This is a genomic window from Streptomyces sp. Inha503 (assembly GCF_047215865.1).
Lineage (GTDB): Bacteria > Actinomycetota > Actinomycetes > Streptomycetales > Streptomycetaceae > Streptomyces > Streptomyces lycopersici.
The window spans coordinates 1,669,198-1,687,315 of sequence record NZ_CP178360.1; the positions used below are offsets into that span (position 1 = coordinate 1,669,198).

Genomic DNA, 18,118 nt, shown 5'->3' on the forward strand with positions numbered 1-18,118 from the left:
AGAACGGGCCCGGCGGGCCATCGGGCACCGCCGGGGCCACGGCCGGTCCGGGGGTGGAGCCCCGGCTCCTGGCGCACTCCGACGCCGACTGGTGGGGCATGGTGCGGTCGCGCCTGGGCGGGCGGCGGAGTGGGCCCACTACCGGACGGCGGTGGGCGAGTTCCTCTTCCGCTCCTACGCCCCCGGGTTGCCGGAGCGGAACGGCCACCGCGACACCGCGGCCCATGAGTTCGGCCGGGCCCTCGCGCTCGACCCGGGGCAGGAGCGGGCCGCCGAGCTGTCGCGGTACATCGCGACCAACCTCTCGCCGATCGGCCAGCCGTACAACCTCGACCTCATGCCGGACTTCCCGAACTTCGAGGACGTGGTCGTCGACTACGACCCGATCGTGCACGGCCGCTTCATCGACGCCATGAACCTGCTGCGCTCCGTCCTCAGCACCGGCCAGAAGCGCGAGCTGCTGAAGACCGACATGGAGCAGCTGGCCGGTATGCGCGATGTGCTGGTCCTGGAGGAGAAGGCCGCGGGGCTGGCGCTGGAGGGGGCCGAGGGCCGACAGAAGATCATCAACCAGCAGATCGAGGAGGTCAACCAGCAGATCCAGCAGGTCCGCGAGGAGATGACCCGGCAGCGCATGCAGTTCCCGCCGGGCAACGGTCTCGGCCCGCTGGTGGGCGCGGCCATCGCGGTGGCCGCCTACCGGGTGCTGGCCGCCGCCAACCCCGCCTTCGAGACGGTGATGGCGAAGATGCTGGTGTTCCTGGGGATGTATCTCCAGCATGCGGGCCGCCACGAGGAGGCGGTGACGGCCGGACGCGACGCGGTGGCGGTCTGCCGCCGCCACGAGGATCTGCCCAATCTGGCCTGGGCGCTGAGCAATCTCGGCGCCCTGTTGCAGTCCGCGGGCCGGCCCGGCGCGGGCGCCGACGCATGGCGGGAGGCGCGCGACATCTACCAGCGGCTCGATGCCACCGTGCCCGGCACCTACCGCCCGCTGCTGGCCATCGCCGCGTACCGGCAGGCGGCGCTGCTGGTGGCGGACGGGCGCCGTGCGGAGGCCCTGGCCGCGGCCGACAGGCGGTGGCGCTGTACGAGGAGCTGGGCGCGGCCGGTCCCGGCAAGTACGGCGCCGAGACCGAGGCGGCCAGGAAGCTGAGGGACTCGCTGCGGCCCGGATGAGGAGTCCGGGGCGGAGCGCCGCACCCGGCGGAGCCACACCCGGTAGGAGTCGTCAGGCCGCCGCCAGTCCCTGTACCGGGCCTCGAGCGCAACTCGGCAGTCTGGGAGGACAGTTGGGGCAGCGGCCCCGCCGTCCTCGAACGGAGTCGACCATGGCCTTCACCCTCGACCCTGAGCTCGCCGCGGTTCTCCAGGCCCTCGCGGAACAGAGCGGCCCCGCTCCCCCGCCCGAGCGCGACGACTGGCGGACGCTGCGCGCCAGGGGCACGGCCTCGATGCGGTGGATGGCCTCACTGCTCCCCGCGTACCCGTCCGGCTATCCGCTGGTGAAGGCGTCCTCGCACAAGGTGCGGTCCGCGGACGGGGCGGAGATCCTCGTCCGCTGGTACGAGAAGGCCGACTCCGCGCCGGGTTCCGCGGTCGTCTACGCCCATGGCGGCGGGATGATCTCCGGGAGTGTCGATCTCTATGACTCCGTGGTCGCCGGGTATGTCCAGGCCACCGGGGTGCCGTTCCTGTCCGTGGACTACCGGCTGGCCCCCGACGCGGCCACCGGTACCGGCCCCGTGGAGGATGTGTTCGCCGCGCTGATCTGGCTGGGCGAGCAGGCGCCCGAGCTGAGGGTCGATCCCCGCCGCATCGCCGTCATGGGCGACAGCGCCGGGGGCGGGCTCGCCGCGGGCGTGGCGATCCTCGCCCGTGACCGGGGCGTTCCGCTCGCCCGCCAGGCCCTGCTGTATCCCATGCTGGACGACCGCACGCTCACCCCGGATCCCCGGCTGGCCCCCTATGTGGCCTGGACCTGGGACGACAACTGGACCGGCTGGCATGCCCTGCTGGGCGCGGCGTTCGGCACCGACGACGTCCCACCGCAGGTGGCGCCCGCGCGCGTCGCCACCGTCGAGGGTCTGGCACCGGCCTATGTCGAGGTCGGAGAGCTCGACATCTTCCGCGCCGAGGCCGTCACCTACGCCCAGCGGCTCGCCGACGCCGACATCCCCACCGAACTGCATCTGCACAGCGGTGCCATCCATGAGTACGACCGCCTCGCCCCCGCCTCCCGGCTCGCCCGCCGGGCCATGGAGGACCGCAGGCGGGTGATCTCCTCGCTGTGAGAGCCCGCCATATGAGGGCCCGCTGAGAGCCCGCCATATGAGAGCCCGTCATGAGCCGGAGCGCGGATCCGGCACCACCGCTCGCCCGCCCGCGTCCATGGCGTCGGTCCGCCGGGCCGCGGCGCTCTCCCGCAGCGAGCCGAGGAACGCCCCGGCGGCGGGGGTGAGGACGTGGTCGGCCATGCGCACGAGCAGGATCCGGCGCACCGGCGCGGGCGGGCGCAGCGGCAGCACGCTGACGCCGGGGCGGATGCCCTCCAGGGCCAGGGTCGGGGCCAGCGCCACGCCCAGACCGGCGGCCACCAGGCCCTGCGCCTCCTGGTAGTCGTGTGCCTCATAGGCGATCTGCGGTTCGAAGCCGACCGCCCGGCAGCTGCGCACCAGCGCCTCGGCCACCGGATGGCGGTCGGCGCGGGTGATCCACGAATCGTCGGCGAGATCGGCGAGGGTGGCGTCGGTACGGGTGGCCAGCGGGTGGCGGTCGCCGACGAGGAGGGCGGGCGGATCGTCGAGGAGCGGGGTGATGTCCACGTCCTCGCGGTCGATGCGGCACCAGTCGTAGTCCCACATCAGCGACATCTCGATCTCCCGGCTCTCCAGCATCGACCACAGGCCCGCGATACGGGCGCTGCGCACGGTCAGCCGTACGTCCGGGTGGGTTTCGCGGAAGGCGATGACGGCGGGTGGCAGCAGCGAGGCGCCGACGGTGGGGAAGGTGCCGATGCGCAGAGTGCCCGCGCGGAGCCCCGCGAAGTCGGCGAGCTCACTCTCCGCGGCCTTCAGCTCACGGGCGATCCGCTCCCCGCGGTCGGCCAGGGCGCGCCCGGCGTCGGTGAGGGTGACCCCCCGTGCGTGGCGGTCAAGCAACGGCTGGCCGGCCTCCGTCTCCAGCCGGCTGATCTGCTGGGACACCGCTGATGGCGTGTAGTTCAGGGCGCGGGCGGTGGCCGTCACGGAGCCGCGCCGGGCCACCTCGGCGAAGAGCAGAATGCGCCGGACGTCCAGCACGACATCACCTCAAGCCTTCAGCTCTGCTTAATACCCCTACAGATTTCCGAGATTGTACTTCACGCTGCGGTAACACACCGTAGATGCCACCGCTCACGGAGCAGCCGTCGGCGGGGTGTCGATTCCACGGCCATGGGGAGTCCGTTGTGTTGCGTCTGCCGGGCGAAATGATCCGCGGGGGTACCAGCAAGTGCTGGATCTTCGACCACCACGAGGTGGTGGCCACCGGAGTGGATGCCGACACCCTGCTGCTCGCCGCCTTCAACGCGGCCGACCCCCGCCAGATCGACGGGGTGGGCGGCGCCTCGTCCACCACCTCCAAGGCCGCGATCGTCCAGCTGTCGGACGTGGCGGGCGTGGATGTCTCCTACGCCTTCGCGCAGGTGGGCATCGGCGATGAGCGGGTGGAGTGGACCAGCAACTGCGGCAACTGCGCCACCGCGGTAGCGCTGTACGCCGTCCACCGCGGGCTGGTGCCGATCACCTCGGACACCACCACCGTCCGCATGCTCAATGTGAACACCGGGGCCCGCCTCACCGGCACCATCCCCACCCCCGGCCTGACCGCGCCCGACGAGGGCACCGCCGTGGTGCCCGGCACCGACGCGCTCGGGGTGCCGGTCCTGCTGGGGTTCCAGGACCCGGCCGGGTCCACCACCGGCCGCGCCCTGCCCACCGGCCGCCCCCTGGACACCCTGACCGGGCCGGACGGCCCCGTCGAAGCCTCGCTCGTGGACGCGGGCGCGCCCGCCGCGCTCTTCGACGCCAAGGCGTTCGGCCTCGACGGCTCCGAGTCCCTGACCGCGTTCGCCGCCGTGGTGCCCGCGCTCACCGTGCTGCGCCGCAAGGCGGCGCTCGCGATGGGGCTGGTCCGCGAGGACGCGCCGGTCAGCCACGCGGTGCCCAAGGTCGGCGTCGTCGGCGGCCCCGTAACATATCGCACCACTCACGGCCTACAGGTCACTCAGGACCAGTACGACGTGGCCGTGCGCATGGTCTCCATGCACGCCCCGCATCCGGCGATCGGCCTCACCTCCGCCGTCGCCCTGGCGACGGCCGCCGCGACCCCCGGCACCCTCGCCCACCGCGTCACCCGGCAGACCGCCGACGGCACGCTGCGGCTGGGCACCCCCGCGGGCGTCATCACCGCCCGAGCCGTCCCCGCACCGGACGGCGCGTCCCCCACGGTGTTCCTGCACCGCGCCGCCCGGCGCATCGCCCGAGCCGAACTTCTCGTTCCCGTCCCGGAAGGACGCCCCGTATGAGCCGCAACGCCGCAGCGCCGGGCACCGCCACCGCCCCCGACCGGCCCGGCCGCCTCCGCCTGCTGCTGTCCCGCCTCTATGTCCAGTGCCTGCTCGCGGTCCTCGCCGGGGTCGTCGTCGGTTCGCTGTGGCCCTCCTTCGGGGCGGAGCTGAAACCGCTGGGAGACGGTTTCGTCGCGCTGGTGAGGATGATGATCGCGCCGATCATCTTCTGTACGGTCGTCCACGGCATCGCCGCCATGAGCGACCGCAGAACGGTCGGCCGGGTGAGCCTCAAGGCCCTGGTCTACTTCGAGATCCTGACCACCATCGCCCTGGTCATCGGGCTGGTCGTGGTCAACGTCGTACGGCCCGGCAGCGGACTGCACGTCGATGTCTCCACCCTCAGCACCGACAGCCTCCCGGCCGAGGCGACCCAGGCCCATGAGAGCTTCACGGACTTCGTCCTCAGCACCATTCCGGACACCCTCGTCTCCGCGCTGACCGGCGAGGAGATCCTGCCGGTGCTGTTGGTGGCGGTCCTGTTCGGCTTCGGCCTCCAGGCCAGTGGCGAGGCCGGGGCGGGCATCGCCGCGGGCATCGAGAAGCTCTCCACGGTGCTGTTCCGGCTCATCCGCTGGATCATGCGGCTGGCCCCGATCGGCGCCTTCGGCTCGATGGCCTTCACCATCGGCAACTACGGCCTGGGCACCCTGCGCCATCTCGCCCTGCTGGTCGGCTCGTTCTGGCTGACCGCGCTCTTCTTCGTCCTGGTGGTCCTCGGCGCGGTGATGCGCCTGGGCGGACTGCGCCTGTTGCCGTTCCTCCGCTACATCAAGGAGGAGCTGCTGATCGTGCTCGGCACCTCGTCCACCGAACCGGTGCTGCCGCGCATGATGGCCAAGCTGGAGCACGCGGGCGCCTCGAAGCCGGTCGTGGGCATCACCCTGCCCGCCGGGTACTCCTTCAACCTCGACGGAACCGCCATCTACCTCACCATGGGTTCGGTGTTCCTCGCCCAGGCCGTGGGGATCGACCTCAGCCTCACCCAGCAGCTGACCATGCTCGCCGTCATGCTGCTCACCTCCAAGGGCGCGGCGGGGGTGACCGGTTCGGGCTTCGTCGCCCTGGCCGCCACGCTCAGCGCCGTCCCCCATGTCCCGGTGGCGGCCCTCGCGCTGATCTTCGGCATCGACCGGTTCATGTCCGAGGCGCGGGCCCTGACCAGCCTGGTGGGCAATGGTGTCGCTACCCTGGCCGTGGCCCGCTGGGAGGGGCAGCTGGACGAGGCCCGGACCCGCGCGGTGCTCCGGGGCGACCTGCCCTTCAACCCCGATGACACGGCCACCGACGGCCTCGTTCCCGAGGAGTCGGCGGGATCGCCCCGCGAACCCGTCCCCGCCATCGGCTGACCACGCCACCACCTGGCGCACCGTCTGGGCCGAAGCGTTCGCTTCGGCCCGGACGTCGTTTGTCGGCCCGCCATTTTCCGTTGCACGTGGGTAAACCCAGCAGTGCCATATGTGCAATTGCCGTCATTCGCGAGGGTGCCTACGGTCGAGGCACAGACGGCGAAGCGCGCGCCAAGCCTCCCCCTCTTTCACCATCGCGGGAGCACTCATGTCCATGCCCAGCGGCACCACCACCTCCGAAACCGGCCTCGACGCCACCCTGCTCACCCGGGTCACCGAGGCCGTCCAAACCGCCGGTGACCTGCTGCGGGAGCGCCACACCCGACACGCCCGCGGAGTGGAGCTCGACGAGATCGTCGCGGAGATCCACGCCAACGACGACGCGGTGCTGGACGTTCTGAAGGGGCCGCTGATGGCCGCCAGGCCGGGTGCGCGCTGGGCCGAGGACGAGTTGGAGGGCGGTGCGCTGCCGCCGAGTGCTCACCGTCGTCCACCTTCCGCTGACCGGCGACTGGTACACCGCGATGGCCCATGTGGCCGCCGGGCGCATGGACGCGTTCTGGCAGTTCTCCGATGTGCCCTCGGGCCTGGTGGCCGGCGCGCTGCTGGCGCACCACCGCCACCACCGGATGACCGCGCCCGCCGAGCTGTCCACCCCGCCCAGCGTCTATCTCTCCGGCGACGACGCGGATGCCAAAGCCATCACCGCGGGCCTGCTCGGCGACCTCGGCCGGAAGCCCGAGTGGATCGAGGACCTGGGTGACATCACCACCGCCCGTGCCGCCGAAGCCCTCGTACTGCTGGTCCCCCATGTGGTGCGCCGCCATGGATTCCGGCCGTTCGCCGTCTCCCTGGCCCGCTGACCGCCCCGCACCTCCGGCACCGCGGGGACGTGTCGTACCACACGCTATGAAACATGCCCTTGCGCATCGATTGAACCTCAGGCCAGCATCGATCGTCTTCTCTTCCGAACAGCCGCCGGACGAAGGACGCGCATGACAGGCAGAGACGGGGAGACGACGGGGAGCGCTGCCGCGGAACGGACGGACGCGGGGCGGCAGCGCAAGGGGCGCCGCCCGCTGCGGATCGCCCTGGTGATCGTGGTGTCGTTCCTCGTGCTGCTCGGCGGCGGAGTGGGCTGGCTCTACTTCAAGCTGAACGGGAACATCACCACCTTCGGGTCGGACGGCCTCTCCGACAACCGCCCGGAGGGAAACGCCGCCGGTCAGAACGTGCTGGTCATCGGCTCGGACACGCGGTCGGGCGACAACAGCAAGCTGGGCGGCGGCACCGGAGACGTGGGCCGTTCGGACACCGCCCTGCTGCTGCACGTCTACGCCGATGGCAAGCACGCGGTCGGGGTGTCGATACCGCGCGACACCCTGGTCGACATCCCGCCGTGCCGGCTGCCCGACGGCTCATGGACCAGGACGCGACGGAACGCCATGTTCAACTCGGCGTTCTCGGTGGGCGAGACCGCCCAGGGCAATCCGGCCTGCACCCAGAACACCGTCGAGAAGCTGACCGGGCTGCGCATGGACCACACCGTCGTCATCGACTTCGAGGGCTTCTCCCGGATGACCTCCGCGGTCGGCGGGGTCCAGGTGTGCGTGCCCCAGGACGTCTACGAACGCGATCTGAGCCCCAGCCGGTCGACCCGCGGCAAGCGCATCTTCAGCAAGGGGGTTCAGACGGTCTCCGGGCAGAAGGCGCTGGACTACGTGCGCATCCGGCACGGGATCGGCGACGGCTCCGACATCGGGCGCATACGGCGGCAGCAGGCGTTCATCTCCGCCCTGCTCAAGAAGGTGAAGGGCCAGGGAATCAACCCGACCACGCTGTATCCGCTGGCGGACGCGGCCACCAAGTCCATGACCGTGGATCCGGGGCTCGGCTCCGCGAAGAAGCTGATGTCCTTCGCCATGTCGATGAAGGACATCGATCTGCACAACACCAAGTTCGTCACCATCCCCTGGCGCTACCAGGGCGAACGGGTCGCCATCGTCCAGCCCGACGCCGACGGGCTCTGGGCGGACATCAGGGCCGACCGGACCATCGACGGGAAGGCGGCCGGCGGAAAGAAGGACGAGCCCCGGGACCCCGCCACGCCAAGTGCCACGTCCACCGTGTCGGGCGCGGGCATCAGCGTCACCGTCTACAACGGCACCACCTCCCCGGGCCTCGCCGCACGCGCCGCTGACACGCTCAGGACGCATGGCTTCACCGTGACCGGCGCCACGAACGCCGAAACCCAGGATCACGCCACCACCGTGGTCGGCTACGGTCCGGGTGAGCGGGACCGGGCACAGACCGTGGCCCGGCTCTTCCCCGGCGCCGGGCTGCGCCCCGCCACCACCCCGGGCGTCAGCCTCACCCTGGGACGCACCTACCTCACCGCGCCCTCCCCCGACGCCTCCACGCCCTCCGCACCGTCCACACCGTCCTCCCATGTGGCCGACGACGCCCGCTCCGCCGACGACGACCCCTGCGCCAACCTGTCCTACGGCTGACCGGATCCCCGTACGCGCCCGCACACCCGGTCCGGGCGTCGTGTACGGCCTGTCGTTCGGCGGTTCACGGAACTGACGCATCCATCGCGCTCATCCTGTCCGCCACCGCGGCCGCGAGCCCGCGGATCGTACGGGCGGAGGGGGATCCGGGGTCGGCCGTGATCAGGACCACCTCCTGGTCGTCCTCGGGGACGAGCAGGACGTCGCAGTTGAGCCGGAGTGTTCCGGCCGTGGGGTGGTCGACGGTCTTGGTCCGGTGTCCGGGGGCGTGGACCGGACGCTCCTCCCAGATCTGCCGGAACTCCTCGCTGCCGGTGCGCAGCTCGTCCAGCAGCGCGGTGAGCGCCGGGTCCCGGGGGTAGCGGTCGGCGGCCCGGCGCAGCCGGGCGACCACGATGTGGCCGAACTCCTCGGCGCTGGAGCTCTCGTACGCGTGGCCCCGGCCGAGGAAGCGGCGGCGGGCGAGGTTGCCGTCCCGGCCGAGGTCGTCGCCGAGCAGGACCCGCGCCAGCGGGTTCCAGGCGATCACGTCGTAGGCGGCGTCGGTGACGATCGCCGCGGTGTCCGGCAGCCGCCGCAGCATCTGGGCCACATGCGGACGGACCCGCCGTACCGCCCGTGCGCCCGGGGGCGCGCTCGTCCCCGCGAGCCGGAACAGATGGCTGCGCTCCGCGGGCGCGAGCCGCAGCGCCCCCGCCAGCCCGTCCAGGATGCGCGGCGAGGGCCGGGGGCCACGGGCCTGCTCCAGGCGGGTGTAGTAGTCCACCGACATATGGGCCAGCTCCGCCACTTCCTCCCGCCGCAGCCCGGGCGTACGGCGGTGGGGGTCGGCGGGCAGTCCGATGTCCTGGGGGCGCAGCCCCTCGCGGCGGTCCCGCAGGAAGCGGGCCAGCTCGTGCCTCGCCATGCTGCCTCCTTCGGCTGATGGGTACTGCCTGGGACAGGTTGTCCCTGGCAGAGTGAACGTGGCCGGGGAACCCTTGGTGCCATGAACGATCGCACAGCACTGGTCACCGGTGCCAACAAGGGCATCGGTAAGGAAATCGCACGCCAGCTCGCCGCCGAGGGACTAACCGTGTACGTGGGCTCGCGCGACGCCGAGCGGGGGCGGCGGGCCGTCCGGGAGATCGGCGGCGACGCCCGGCTGATGGTGCTCGACGTGACCGACGCCGACAGCGTCGCCACGGCCGCGGCCCGGCTGGAACGGCTGGACATCCTGGTCAACAACGCGGGGATCATGGTGGGCGGCGCCACGGCGCCCGAGGCCGATCTCGAGGACTTCCGCCGGACCTATGAGACCAATGTCTTCGGCGTCCTCGCCGTCACCAACGCCTTCCTCCCGGCCCTGCGCCGCTCGGACGCGCCCCGGATCGTCAATGTCTCCAGCGGCACCGGCTCGCTGACCTGGAGCGCGGACCCGGAGCACCAGTTCGCCGTGTCCGCCGGGTCGGGCGCGGCGTATCGCTCCTCCAAGACGGCCCTGAACGCCCTGACCCTCTACACCGCACAGGCCCTGGCCTCCGAAGGCTTCAAGGTCAACGCGCTGGCCCCCGGGCTGCGCAGGACGGATCTGAACGCCCGCGCCGCCGGGAGCGACGGGGATCCGGCCGAGGGCGCGGCGGGCGCGGTCCGGCTCGCCCTCCTCCCGGACACCGGGCCCACCGGCGGGTTCTTCTCCTGGGACGGCACTCCGGCGCCCTGGTAGTCCCCGGCCTCACCCGGGCCGTGCGGTGGTCCGCTCGCCGTCGCCCCGGTGCCCCGCCCGCTCCCGCCGACCGCGTCGGTCAGTCGGCGGAGAGCTGGGTGTTCGGCACCCGCCAGGCGGCGATCACGAAAGCGATCAGGCCCACCGCGGCCCCGGTGAGGAAGACCACGCGCAGGGCGCTGACATAGCCCTCCAGGAACGGCTGCGCCACGGCCGGATCGAGGTGGTGGAGGAAGGCCGAGTCCTCCAGGTTCACCCCGCCGTCGGGCCGTACGACACCCTTCAGCGCCGCCGCGTTCGCCGGTTCCTCGGCGAGCCCGCGGAACGACGCGTCCTGGGAGGCCACCGCCAGGCGGTCGCTGATCCGCGTACCGGCCAGGGAGAAGAGGATGGACAGGAAGGCGGCGGCGCCCACCGTGCCGCCGTTGGACCGGAAGAAGTTCACCGACGCGGTGGCCGCCCCCATGTCCCGCCCGGGCACCTCGGACTGGGCGAGCGTGGTGATCGTCTGCATCGCCGCACCCAGGCCCGCCCCCATGAACACCATGCCGATGGCCACGTACCACAGCGGGCTGTCGTCCCTCAGCGTGGCGAACACCAGCATCGCGACGGTGAGGGAGCCGACGCCCGCCACCAGATGGACCTTGAACCGGCCCGTCCGTGACATCAGCCTGCCCACCACCAGGGTCACCGTGACATTCGCCGCCATGGTGGGCAGCGTGGCCAGGCCCGCCCCCATCGGGCTCATGCCCTTGGCCAGCTGGAGATAGAGCGGAAGTGTCGTCATGGCGCCGAACATGGTGATGCCCACGGTGAAGTGCAGCACGGTGCCGAGCCGGAACGCGCGGATGCGGAAGAGCCTGACGGGCAGCAGCGCGGCATCCGCCATCCGCCGCTCCAACAGTACGAAGCAGATCAGTCCGACCACGCCCACCGTGTACATCACCAGCGCCCGGGGCGAGGCCCAGCCCCAGCTCCGTCCCTGTTCGGCCACGACGAGCAGCGGCACGATCCCGACCGCCAGCGTGAGCGCCCCGCCGTAGTCCAGCCGGTGCCGTACCGGCTGGTGGGGTATGTGCAGCACGCGCAGGATCACCACGATGGCGAGGGCCGCCAGCGGCACGTTGACCAGGAAGATCCAGCGCCATCCGTCGATCCCCAGCAGAGTGGCGCGCCCGGCGAACACCCCGCCCACCAGGGGGCCGATGACACTGGACCCGGCGAACACCGCCGTGATGTAGCCCTGGTAGCGGCCGCGCTCCCGTGGCGAGGTGATGTCGGCGATGATCGTCATGGCGAGGGACATCAGCCCGCCACCGCCGAGGCCCTGCACCGCACGGAAGGCCGCGAGCTGGTGGATAGACGTGGCGAATCCGCACAGCAGCGACCCGAAGGTGAACAGCACGATCGCGGACAGATAGACCGGGCGGCGGCCGTAGATGTCGGAGAGCTTTCCGTACAGCGGGGTGACGATGGTGCCGGTGACGAGATAGGCGGTGGTCACCCACGCCTGGGCGGTGAGTCCGTGCAGATCGTCGGCGATGGTGCGCAGCGCCGAGGAGACCACGGTCTGGTCCAGCGCGGCGAGGAACATGCCGAGCACCAGCCCGGACAGCACGGTGACGACCTGGCGGTGGGTCAGCCGGGCGGGGGTCTGGGGCTCGGTGGGCTCGGTGGTGGTGGATGAGGACGACATACGTACCTGCGAACCTTCTCTGCCGCGCGTGGGGGGCGCGTGGCGGGGGCTGGAAACCCGCGGGGAGGAGCGGGCCCGGAGCCCGGGCGCCGGGGGCCCGGGCTCCGGCGTCGGGGTGTTATCCGGCGAGCTTCTCCAGGTCGGGGACGGCACTGTCGATCTCCGGGAGCGCCAGCATCTCCAGCCGCGCCCGGCGGGCCACGGCGCGGCAGCCTTCGTCGGCCAGCACCTCACGGCAGCCGGCGACGATACCGTCCGCCGTGGTGTCGGTGATGTGCTTGCCGAGCCGGAGTTCCGCGACCCGCTGTGCGTTGCCGGGCTGATCGCCGAACTGGGGCAGCACCGCCATCGGTGTCGCCGTGCGCAGCGATTCGCGGATGCTGTTGAAGCCGCCGTGGGTGAGGAAGAGGTCCACGGATTCCAGCAGCAGTGGCTGGGGCAGCCGCTCGGTGATGTGCACGTGCGGCGGCACCCCGTCCGTGTCCACGGGGATGCCCCCGGTGGCGAGGATGACGGTGCACTCCTCCAGCCGGGACACCCCCTGGATCATGGTCCGCAGCGTCTGCACCGGGTCCGGCATCGGCATGGCCGGCGCGGAGGCGTCCGCCTCGCGCGCCTTGTCGCGGAGCATGGGGATCGCGGTGCCGATGGCGGCGAACACCAGCGGGCGGTCGGTGGGCAGTTCGGCGACCCAGCGCGGCAGCACGGCGCCGCGGTCCACGTCCACCGTCTGCCGGTAGGCCCGGGACGTCGGCAGGTGCTGGGCGAAGGAGAAGGCCGGGGGTACGTAGTCGATCCGCCCGTGCGGGACCACCGACAGCGGGTCCTCGGAGGTGGGCAGCCCGCGCCGCTGCCGCAGGGCGTTGAGGTGCGGCAGCACCTTGTCCGGGTTGAAGGTGTTGCTGCTCCCGGAAGGGGTGGGCAGCTGCGGTATGCCGAGGGTTTCGGCGATGAGGCAGGAGCCGAGGTCCATGCCGTCGCGCAGGATGAGGTCCGGCCGGAAGTCGCGTGCCACGGGGAGCAGGGCGTCCAAGAGCGTCGTGGCCATCGGGCCGGACAGCACCTTGGTGATGACGCGCAGCAGGAAGGCCTGCCGCTCCGCATCGTCCATCCGGGCCATGTCCGGCGGACCGTCCGGGCCGGACTCCTCGGCCATCGCGGGGCCGAGGAAGGTCGCCGGGGAGAGGTCGTCGAGACACGTGGTCACCCGCACATCGTCCGACGCGAAGACGGAGGCGAGGACCGGGGTGGTGGCCACCAGCACCTCATGGCCGGCCGCCGCGAGGGCTCGGGCCAGGGGAAGCTGGGCGCGGCCGTGGGAGGGGCTGCCGAGCGTAGTGAACAGTACCCGCAACGCAGGGGCCTTTCTGTGGGAAGGGTCTCGTACGGGAGGGATACGGCGAGAGAGGGGGCGGGGCGGTCAGCTCGCCATCGCGGGCGTACGGCCGATGCCCTCGCAGGTGAGCCCGGCGCGGCGCAGCCGGTCCGGGTCCAGGAGGTTGCGGAAGTCGTAGACCACCGGGGACCCGAGCAGTCCGGCGACGCGCTCCCAGTCGAGGGCGCGGAACTCAGGCCACTCGGTGAGGACGAGACAGGCCCGCGCTCCCCGGAGGGCCTCCTCGGGGCTGTCCGCGAGGGTGAGCAGATCGCTGAGGTCGGGGCGGGTCTCGCTGAGCGCGGGGTCGTAGGCGTGGAGTTCGGCGCCCCGCTCCTTGAGCAGCCGGGCGATGGCCAGTGCCGGTGAGTCGCGCAGATCGGAGGTGCCCGCCTTGAACGCCAGGCCGAGCACGCCCAGCCGTACGCCGCGCAGTGAGCCGTCGCCCGGGGTGCATCCGGCCACCACGCGTTCGACGAGCCGCCGCTGGTGTTCGACGTTGGTCTCGATGGTGGCGCCCAGCAGCGGGAAGTCCACACCCGACTCCTGGCAGATCGTCAGCAGGGCGTGGGTGTCCTTGGGCAGGCAGGAGCCGCCCCAGCCGGGGCCCGGCTTGAGGAACGCCGAGCCGATGCGGGGGTCGTGGCCGATGCCCGTGAGCACGTCGTCCACATCGGCGCCGAAGTGCTCGCACAGCGTGGCGAGGTTGTTGGCGAAGGAGAGCTTCATGGCCAGGAAGAAGTTGGCCGCGTACTTGGCGAGTTCGGCACCCGCGGCGTCGGTGAGCACCAGCGGGGCGTCCAGCCCTGCGTACAGGTCCGCCACCCGCCGTGCCGCGTCCCGGTCCGCGGCGCCGACCACGATGCGGTCGGGGTGGAGGAAGTCGCGCACCGCGTAACCCTCGCGGAGGAACTCCGGGTTGCTGACCACGGCCACGTCGGGGCGGTCCAGCAGCGTGGCGACGCGCTCGGCGGTGCCCACGGGCACGGTGGACTTGTTGACCACCACGCTGCCGCGCGGCAGCGCGTCGCGGATCTGGTCCGCCACGGCCTCCACGGCGGCGAGGTCGGCGGCGCCACCGACGCCCATCGGGGTCGGCAGGCACAGGAACACCACGTCGGCGTCGGCTACCGCGGCCCGGGTGTCGCGGACGAACGCGAGCCGCCCGGAGTCCAGTCCCTCGCGGACGAGTTCGGGCAGCCGGGGCTCGAGGATGTCGACCTGTCCGCGCCGGAGCCGTTCGACCTTCTGGTGGTCGGTGTCCGCGCACACCACTCGATGGCCGAGGGTGGCCAGACAGGCGCCGGTGGTCAGTCCGACATAGCCGGTGCCCACCACCGCGACGCGTCGTATCTGCACAGGGGATCACCACTTCTGCTGGGGGTCAGATGCGGATGCGTGGCGAGGGCGGCGCGGGGCCGCCCGGTCGGGATACGAGCAGGCCGGACACCGTCGTCCGGCCTGGATCGCGCGATTCGGCGACCAAAGTCACCACGCGTTGACAAAACATAACGCGCCGACCCACAGCTTGGTCAACAACTGATGACAACAGTGGGTGACTTCTGGACATGCGAGGCTGAACCGGCAGCATGTACGGCAGCGGTCCAGGCGGAGGTACGACAGGTGAACCGGGCAAGCGACTCACGGGGGTGCGACGGCCACCCCGGCCGCGCCCGCAGATACGACGCGGCGGGCACGCGCAGCGCCCTGCTGGGCGCCGCCGCGCTGCGGTTCGCCAGGTACGGCTACGACGGTTGCAGCGTGCGCGACATCGCCAAGGACGCGGGGGTGGACGCCGCCCTGGTCTACCGCTATTTCGGCTCAAAGGAGGCGCTGTTCGACGCCGTGTCGGCCAGCACCGGTATGTTCGAGCCGCTGCGCCATCTGCCGCTGGACGAGGTGTCGGCGTGGATCTGCGATGTCGTCTCCACGGGGCCCACCGAGGAGGAGGCCCCGCATCCGCTGCTGACCAAACTGCGCTCCTCCAGCCGGGAGGAGACCGTCGGGCGGTTCCGTGAGGAGATCACCGAGGTGTTCTCGGAGGGGTTCGCGCGGCGTCTGGAGGGCGAGGACGCCGAGCTGCGGGCCGAGTTGATGGCGGCGTGGCTGATGGGCATCACCCTGCTGCGCCTGGCCATCCGCTCACCGGCGCTGGCCGCCACACCGGACGAGACCCTGCTGCGCTTCCTCCGGGCGGGCATCGACCCGCTGCTGGACGCGGGCTGCCCCGGGAGCAGGAGCGAGGACGGCTGACCTGTCCTCGCTCCGCCCCCGGGGCGGGTTAAGAGCCCCCACGCGGCGGAGCCGCGTTTCGGGAACCGGTGTGGCGGCTAGACGTTCGGCACGCGCAGCTTGTCCCAGCTGGTCTTGCCGGGGACGCCGTCCGCGTCATCGCCTGAGTAGCCCAGCTTGCGCTGCCAGGCCGCGTAGGACTTGCGGTCCGCCTCGGTCCACTCCGGGCTCGGGCCCTCCTCGTAGCGTCCGCAGCCCTCGGCCACCAGCCGCTTGCCCATCGCTGTGATGATCTTGCTCTCGCGGCCGTTCCGGAAGAAGTCGGCGCCCGGGAACGGCTCGTAGGTCGCCGGTGGTTTGGGCGCGGGGCCGTCCGGCTTGGCGCCGAGCCGCTTGGCGACGCGGCTGCGCATGCTGTCCATCGTGAAGCCACGGGGGTCGACCTTGCCCGGCTGCCACTCCAGATGGCCGATCACCGAGCGCTGGGTCCAGCCGTGGGCGCGGCAGATGGCCGCGGACACCTTCTCGATCGCCAGCTTCTGCGCCTCCGGCCAGGGGTCCTCGCCGTCGCCGAGGTTGACGCACTCGAAGCCGTAGAAGTGGCGGTTGCCGTCGGTGTCGGCCTCGTTGTCGGGAGGCAGCGCGGATTCGTTGACGACGGCTCTGAGCACGTCGCTGTCGCCCAGGCCCGCGTGGTTGGCGCGGCCGTTGCCGACCAGGTGGACCGCGCCCGACTTGTCGATGACGCCGTGGCACAGCGGCCCCGGCAGCGAGGAGTGCCCCTCGTAACACAGCTCCACGGAGGAGTCCGTGCCCTTGGTGACGGTGTGATGGATCATCACTCCGTTGACCGGCCCCCAGGGGCCCTTGCTGTTGCGGTTGTGAGTCCGCCAGTCGCGGTACTCATGGACTTCCAGTCCCTCGTCGCGAAGCGCCTTGAGCAGACGGTCGGCGGTGAGCGGCGTGGCCATGGTGATGTGCTCCTTAGGGATGAGGCATGGTGATGTACGGATGCCACGGGTCCGGAGCTCAATCGGCTCCGGACCGGGCCTACGCTTCCGGTTCGGCGTCCTCCCCGGTCCGGGTCTCGGCCGCCGCTTCGGCCTCCGCCGCGAGCGCCGAGGCGTCCGCGGCCGGGGCGGGCACCGCCAGTGGCCCGAACACCATCCGCAGATCCAGCTCCGCCTGCTCGGCGGTCACCCACGCCAGGGGCGCGTAGTGCGCCTGGATCCCGGCCGGGGACTGGAGGAGCGGTTTGCGGGCCGCGTTGACCGGCCACTCCACGCTGCCCGTGGCGGTGCGGGCCGGGATCAGCCAGTGGTCCCCTGAGCGGTAGGCGCCGTCGGGGGCGAAGTACACCTCGACTCCGTCCTCCAGGGGCAGCCAGCGGCCCTCCTCGACCTTGAGCGCACCGCGCCTCAGCCGCGCCGCCGCGCCCTTGCGGGGGCGCCGGGTGGTCTCCCGGTGGTCCCAGCGGCGCAGGAACGGCCGCAGCTCGGGGCGGCGTCCGACACCCGGCTCGGGCTCACCGGACAGCCGCACCCGCCGCCCCGGCAGGTCGACCTCCTCCACCCGCAGCAGCGGCAGCGGTTCGCCCCGGCTGGTGTAGGCGGTGTCCACGAACTCCACCAGGTCCCCGACGCCCAGGTCCAGCTTGTCGTCGCTGCCCAGTGACGCCAACTCCACCCAGGTGCCGTCGAGTTCATCGACCGGGAAGACCACCGAGCCGTTCTCCCTGGACCATTTGAAGGTGGCCTCCTTCGCCGTGCCGCCCTCGTGGATCTCCACCCGGTACAGCTGGTTCTCCGGCCCCCGGTAGCGGGCGTCCGGGCGGACCAGGCAGGGGTCCTGGTCCGCGTGTTCCGGCCGCTCGGCGCGCGCCGCCAGCCCGGACCCCGGCGCCGTGGCCCTCCGCGCCCACGCCTCGAACGCCTTGCCGACCTGCTCCTTGCTCGCCCCTCCCGGGTTCTCCAGCTCCAGCTCCGAGCTCTCCACCGGAAGCACCTGCCAGACCACCTTGACCCGCGCCGCCGTGTCCGGCATCGCCGAGCCGAGGGCCACTTCGCGCAGCGCCGGGTCCTCGGCGGCGGTCACCGACCGCTCCCACACCTTCAGGGCGACCAGGAACGGACGCTGCTCCGGCAGCCGGTCGCCCGGCCGCTCCGGATCCCGGTAGGCGTCAGGCTGGTCCCAGTAGGTCCAGGTGGCGGGCGGCTCGTCCGGCTCGGGCGCGTCGGCCTCGCCCTCCTGGCCGGATGGCTGGTCCGCCGCCTCGTCGTCGACCGCCACACCGGGCAGCGGCCGGGTCGCGTCGCACAGGATGCCGTCCACGTAGTAGCGGCCGCCCTCGATGATCAGGTCGTCCAGATCGCGGCTGCCGCCCTTGAACCGGATGTGGAATCCGGCCTCCCCGGACGGGCCGCCGTGCTGCCCGATCAGGTCGGCGGCGAGCGTACGGGCCTGGTGGAGCTGGATCGCGGTCTGCTCGTTGGCGTCGGCGTCAAGCTGTACGCGGCCCTGCTGGGCGACGACGGCGGAGTAGCGCCGGTCGGGCCGGAAGGTGAGTCGGGAGAGATCGGCGTGCATGGAAGGGGTCCCCCTCGGAAGGTTCGGAAGTCCGGCGGGCGCGGCTCGGACGAGCG

14 protein-coding genes and 1 pseudogene are annotated in these 18,118 nt (G+C 71.9%); 8 read left to right on the plus strand and 7 right to left on the minus strand.

The features are described from left to right. The first annotated feature begins 151 nt into the window (after positions 1-151). Both ACJX2R_RS06880 and ACJX2R_RS06885 read left to right on the plus strand, forming a co-directional pair. Positions 152-1,156: a tetratricopeptide repeat protein gene (locus tag ACJX2R_RS06880; protein ID WP_413099274.1), complete on the plus strand. Its 1,005-nt coding sequence runs from the start codon at positions 152-154 to the stop codon at positions 1,154-1,156. Positions 1,157-1,331: 175 nt separating this feature from the next. Beyond that, complete coding sequence (locus tag ACJX2R_RS06885; protein ID WP_413099275.1) at positions 1,332-2,294, plus strand: alpha/beta hydrolase fold domain-containing protein; 963 nt, start codon at positions 1,332-1,334, stop codon at positions 2,292-2,294. Between the two features lie 48 nt (positions 2,295-2,342). On the opposite strand, the gene ACJX2R_RS06890 is transcribed toward ACJX2R_RS06885, so the two are convergent. Then, positions 2,343-3,302, minus strand: a complete 960-nt coding sequence (locus ACJX2R_RS06890) for a LysR family transcriptional regulator (protein WP_413099276.1) — start codon at positions 3,300-3,302, stop codon at positions 2,343-2,345. Positions 3,303-3,448: 146 nt separating this feature from the next. Between ACJX2R_RS06890 and ACJX2R_RS06895 the strand changes: the two genes are divergently transcribed. From ACJX2R_RS06895 to ACJX2R_RS06910, 4 genes and pseudogenes are all read left to right on the plus strand, one after another. Next, positions 3,449-4,567, plus strand: a complete 1,119-nt coding sequence (locus ACJX2R_RS06895; protein WP_413105789.1) for a PrpF domain-containing protein — start codon at positions 3,449-3,451, stop codon at positions 4,565-4,567. Further along, on the plus strand, positions 4,564-5,958 hold the full coding sequence (gene dctA / locus ACJX2R_RS06900) for a C4-dicarboxylate transporter DctA (protein WP_413099277.1): 1,395 nt from the start codon (positions 4,564-4,566) through the stop codon (positions 5,956-5,958). The genes ACJX2R_RS06895 and dctA overlap by 4 nt, the downstream gene beginning before the upstream one ends. A 208-nt stretch (positions 5,959-6,166) precedes the next feature. Continuing rightward, positions 6,167-6,566: pseudogene (locus ACJX2R_RS06905) on the plus strand (hypothetical protein); the annotation flags it as partial. Between the two features lie 387 nt (positions 6,567-6,953). Beyond that, on the plus strand, positions 6,954-8,468 hold the full coding sequence (locus tag ACJX2R_RS06910) for an LCP family protein (protein WP_413099278.1): 1,515 nt from the start codon (positions 6,954-6,956) through the stop codon (positions 8,466-8,468). Between the two features lie 64 nt (positions 8,469-8,532). Here the strand turns inward: ACJX2R_RS06910 and ACJX2R_RS06915 are convergent, their stop codons facing one another. Beyond that, positions 8,533-9,375, minus strand: coding sequence for a helix-turn-helix transcriptional regulator (locus ACJX2R_RS06915; protein ID WP_413099279.1), 843 nt, complete (start codon positions 9,373-9,375; stop codon positions 8,533-8,535). A gap of 81 nt (positions 9,376-9,456) precedes the next feature. On the opposite strand from ACJX2R_RS06915, the gene ACJX2R_RS06920 reads away from it, so the two are divergent. Next, on the plus strand, positions 9,457-10,173 hold the full coding sequence (locus tag ACJX2R_RS06920) for an SDR family oxidoreductase (RefSeq protein WP_413099280.1): 717 nt from the start codon (positions 9,457-9,459) through the stop codon (positions 10,171-10,173). Positions 10,174-10,252: 79 nt separating this feature from the next. Here the strand turns inward: ACJX2R_RS06920 and ACJX2R_RS06925 are convergent, their stop codons facing one another. From ACJX2R_RS06925 to ACJX2R_RS06935, 3 genes are all read right to left on the minus strand, one after another. Beyond that, a complete protein-coding gene (locus tag ACJX2R_RS06925) occupies positions 10,253-11,869 on the minus strand; it encodes an MDR family MFS transporter (protein ID WP_413099281.1) in 1,617 nt (538 codons plus the stop codon). A gap of 118 nt (positions 11,870-11,987) precedes the next feature. After that, positions 11,988-13,223 (minus strand): glycosyltransferase, encoded by a 1,236-nt coding sequence (locus ACJX2R_RS06930; RefSeq protein ID WP_413099282.1) that lies wholly within the window; start codon positions 13,221-13,223, stop codon positions 11,988-11,990. A gap of 66 nt (positions 13,224-13,289) precedes the next feature. Continuing rightward, positions 13,290-14,603 carry a UDP-glucose dehydrogenase family protein gene (locus ACJX2R_RS06935; protein WP_413099283.1) on the minus strand — a complete coding sequence of 438 codons (1,314 nt, stop codon included), beginning with the start codon at positions 14,601-14,603 and terminating at the stop codon, positions 13,290-13,292. 264 nt (positions 14,604-14,867) lie between these two features. Here ACJX2R_RS06935 and ACJX2R_RS06940 point away from each other — a divergent pair, with 264 nt between their 5' ends. Next, positions 14,868-15,497 carry a TetR family transcriptional regulator gene (locus ACJX2R_RS06940; protein WP_413099284.1) on the plus strand — a complete coding sequence of 210 codons (630 nt, stop codon included), beginning with the start codon at positions 14,868-14,870 and terminating at the stop codon, positions 15,495-15,497. Between the two features lie 77 nt (positions 15,498-15,574). Here the strand turns inward: ACJX2R_RS06940 and ACJX2R_RS06945 are convergent, their stop codons facing one another. Continuing rightward, complete coding sequence (locus tag ACJX2R_RS06945) at positions 15,575-16,447, minus strand: peptidoglycan-binding protein (protein ID WP_262700244.1); 873 nt, start codon at positions 16,445-16,447, stop codon at positions 15,575-15,577. Between the two features lie 79 nt (positions 16,448-16,526). After that, positions 16,527-18,062: a DUF6519 domain-containing protein gene (locus tag ACJX2R_RS06950; RefSeq protein ID WP_413099285.1), complete on the minus strand. Its 1,536-nt coding sequence runs from the start codon at positions 18,060-18,062 to the stop codon at positions 16,527-16,529. Between the last annotated feature and the right edge of the window lie 56 nt (positions 18,063-18,118).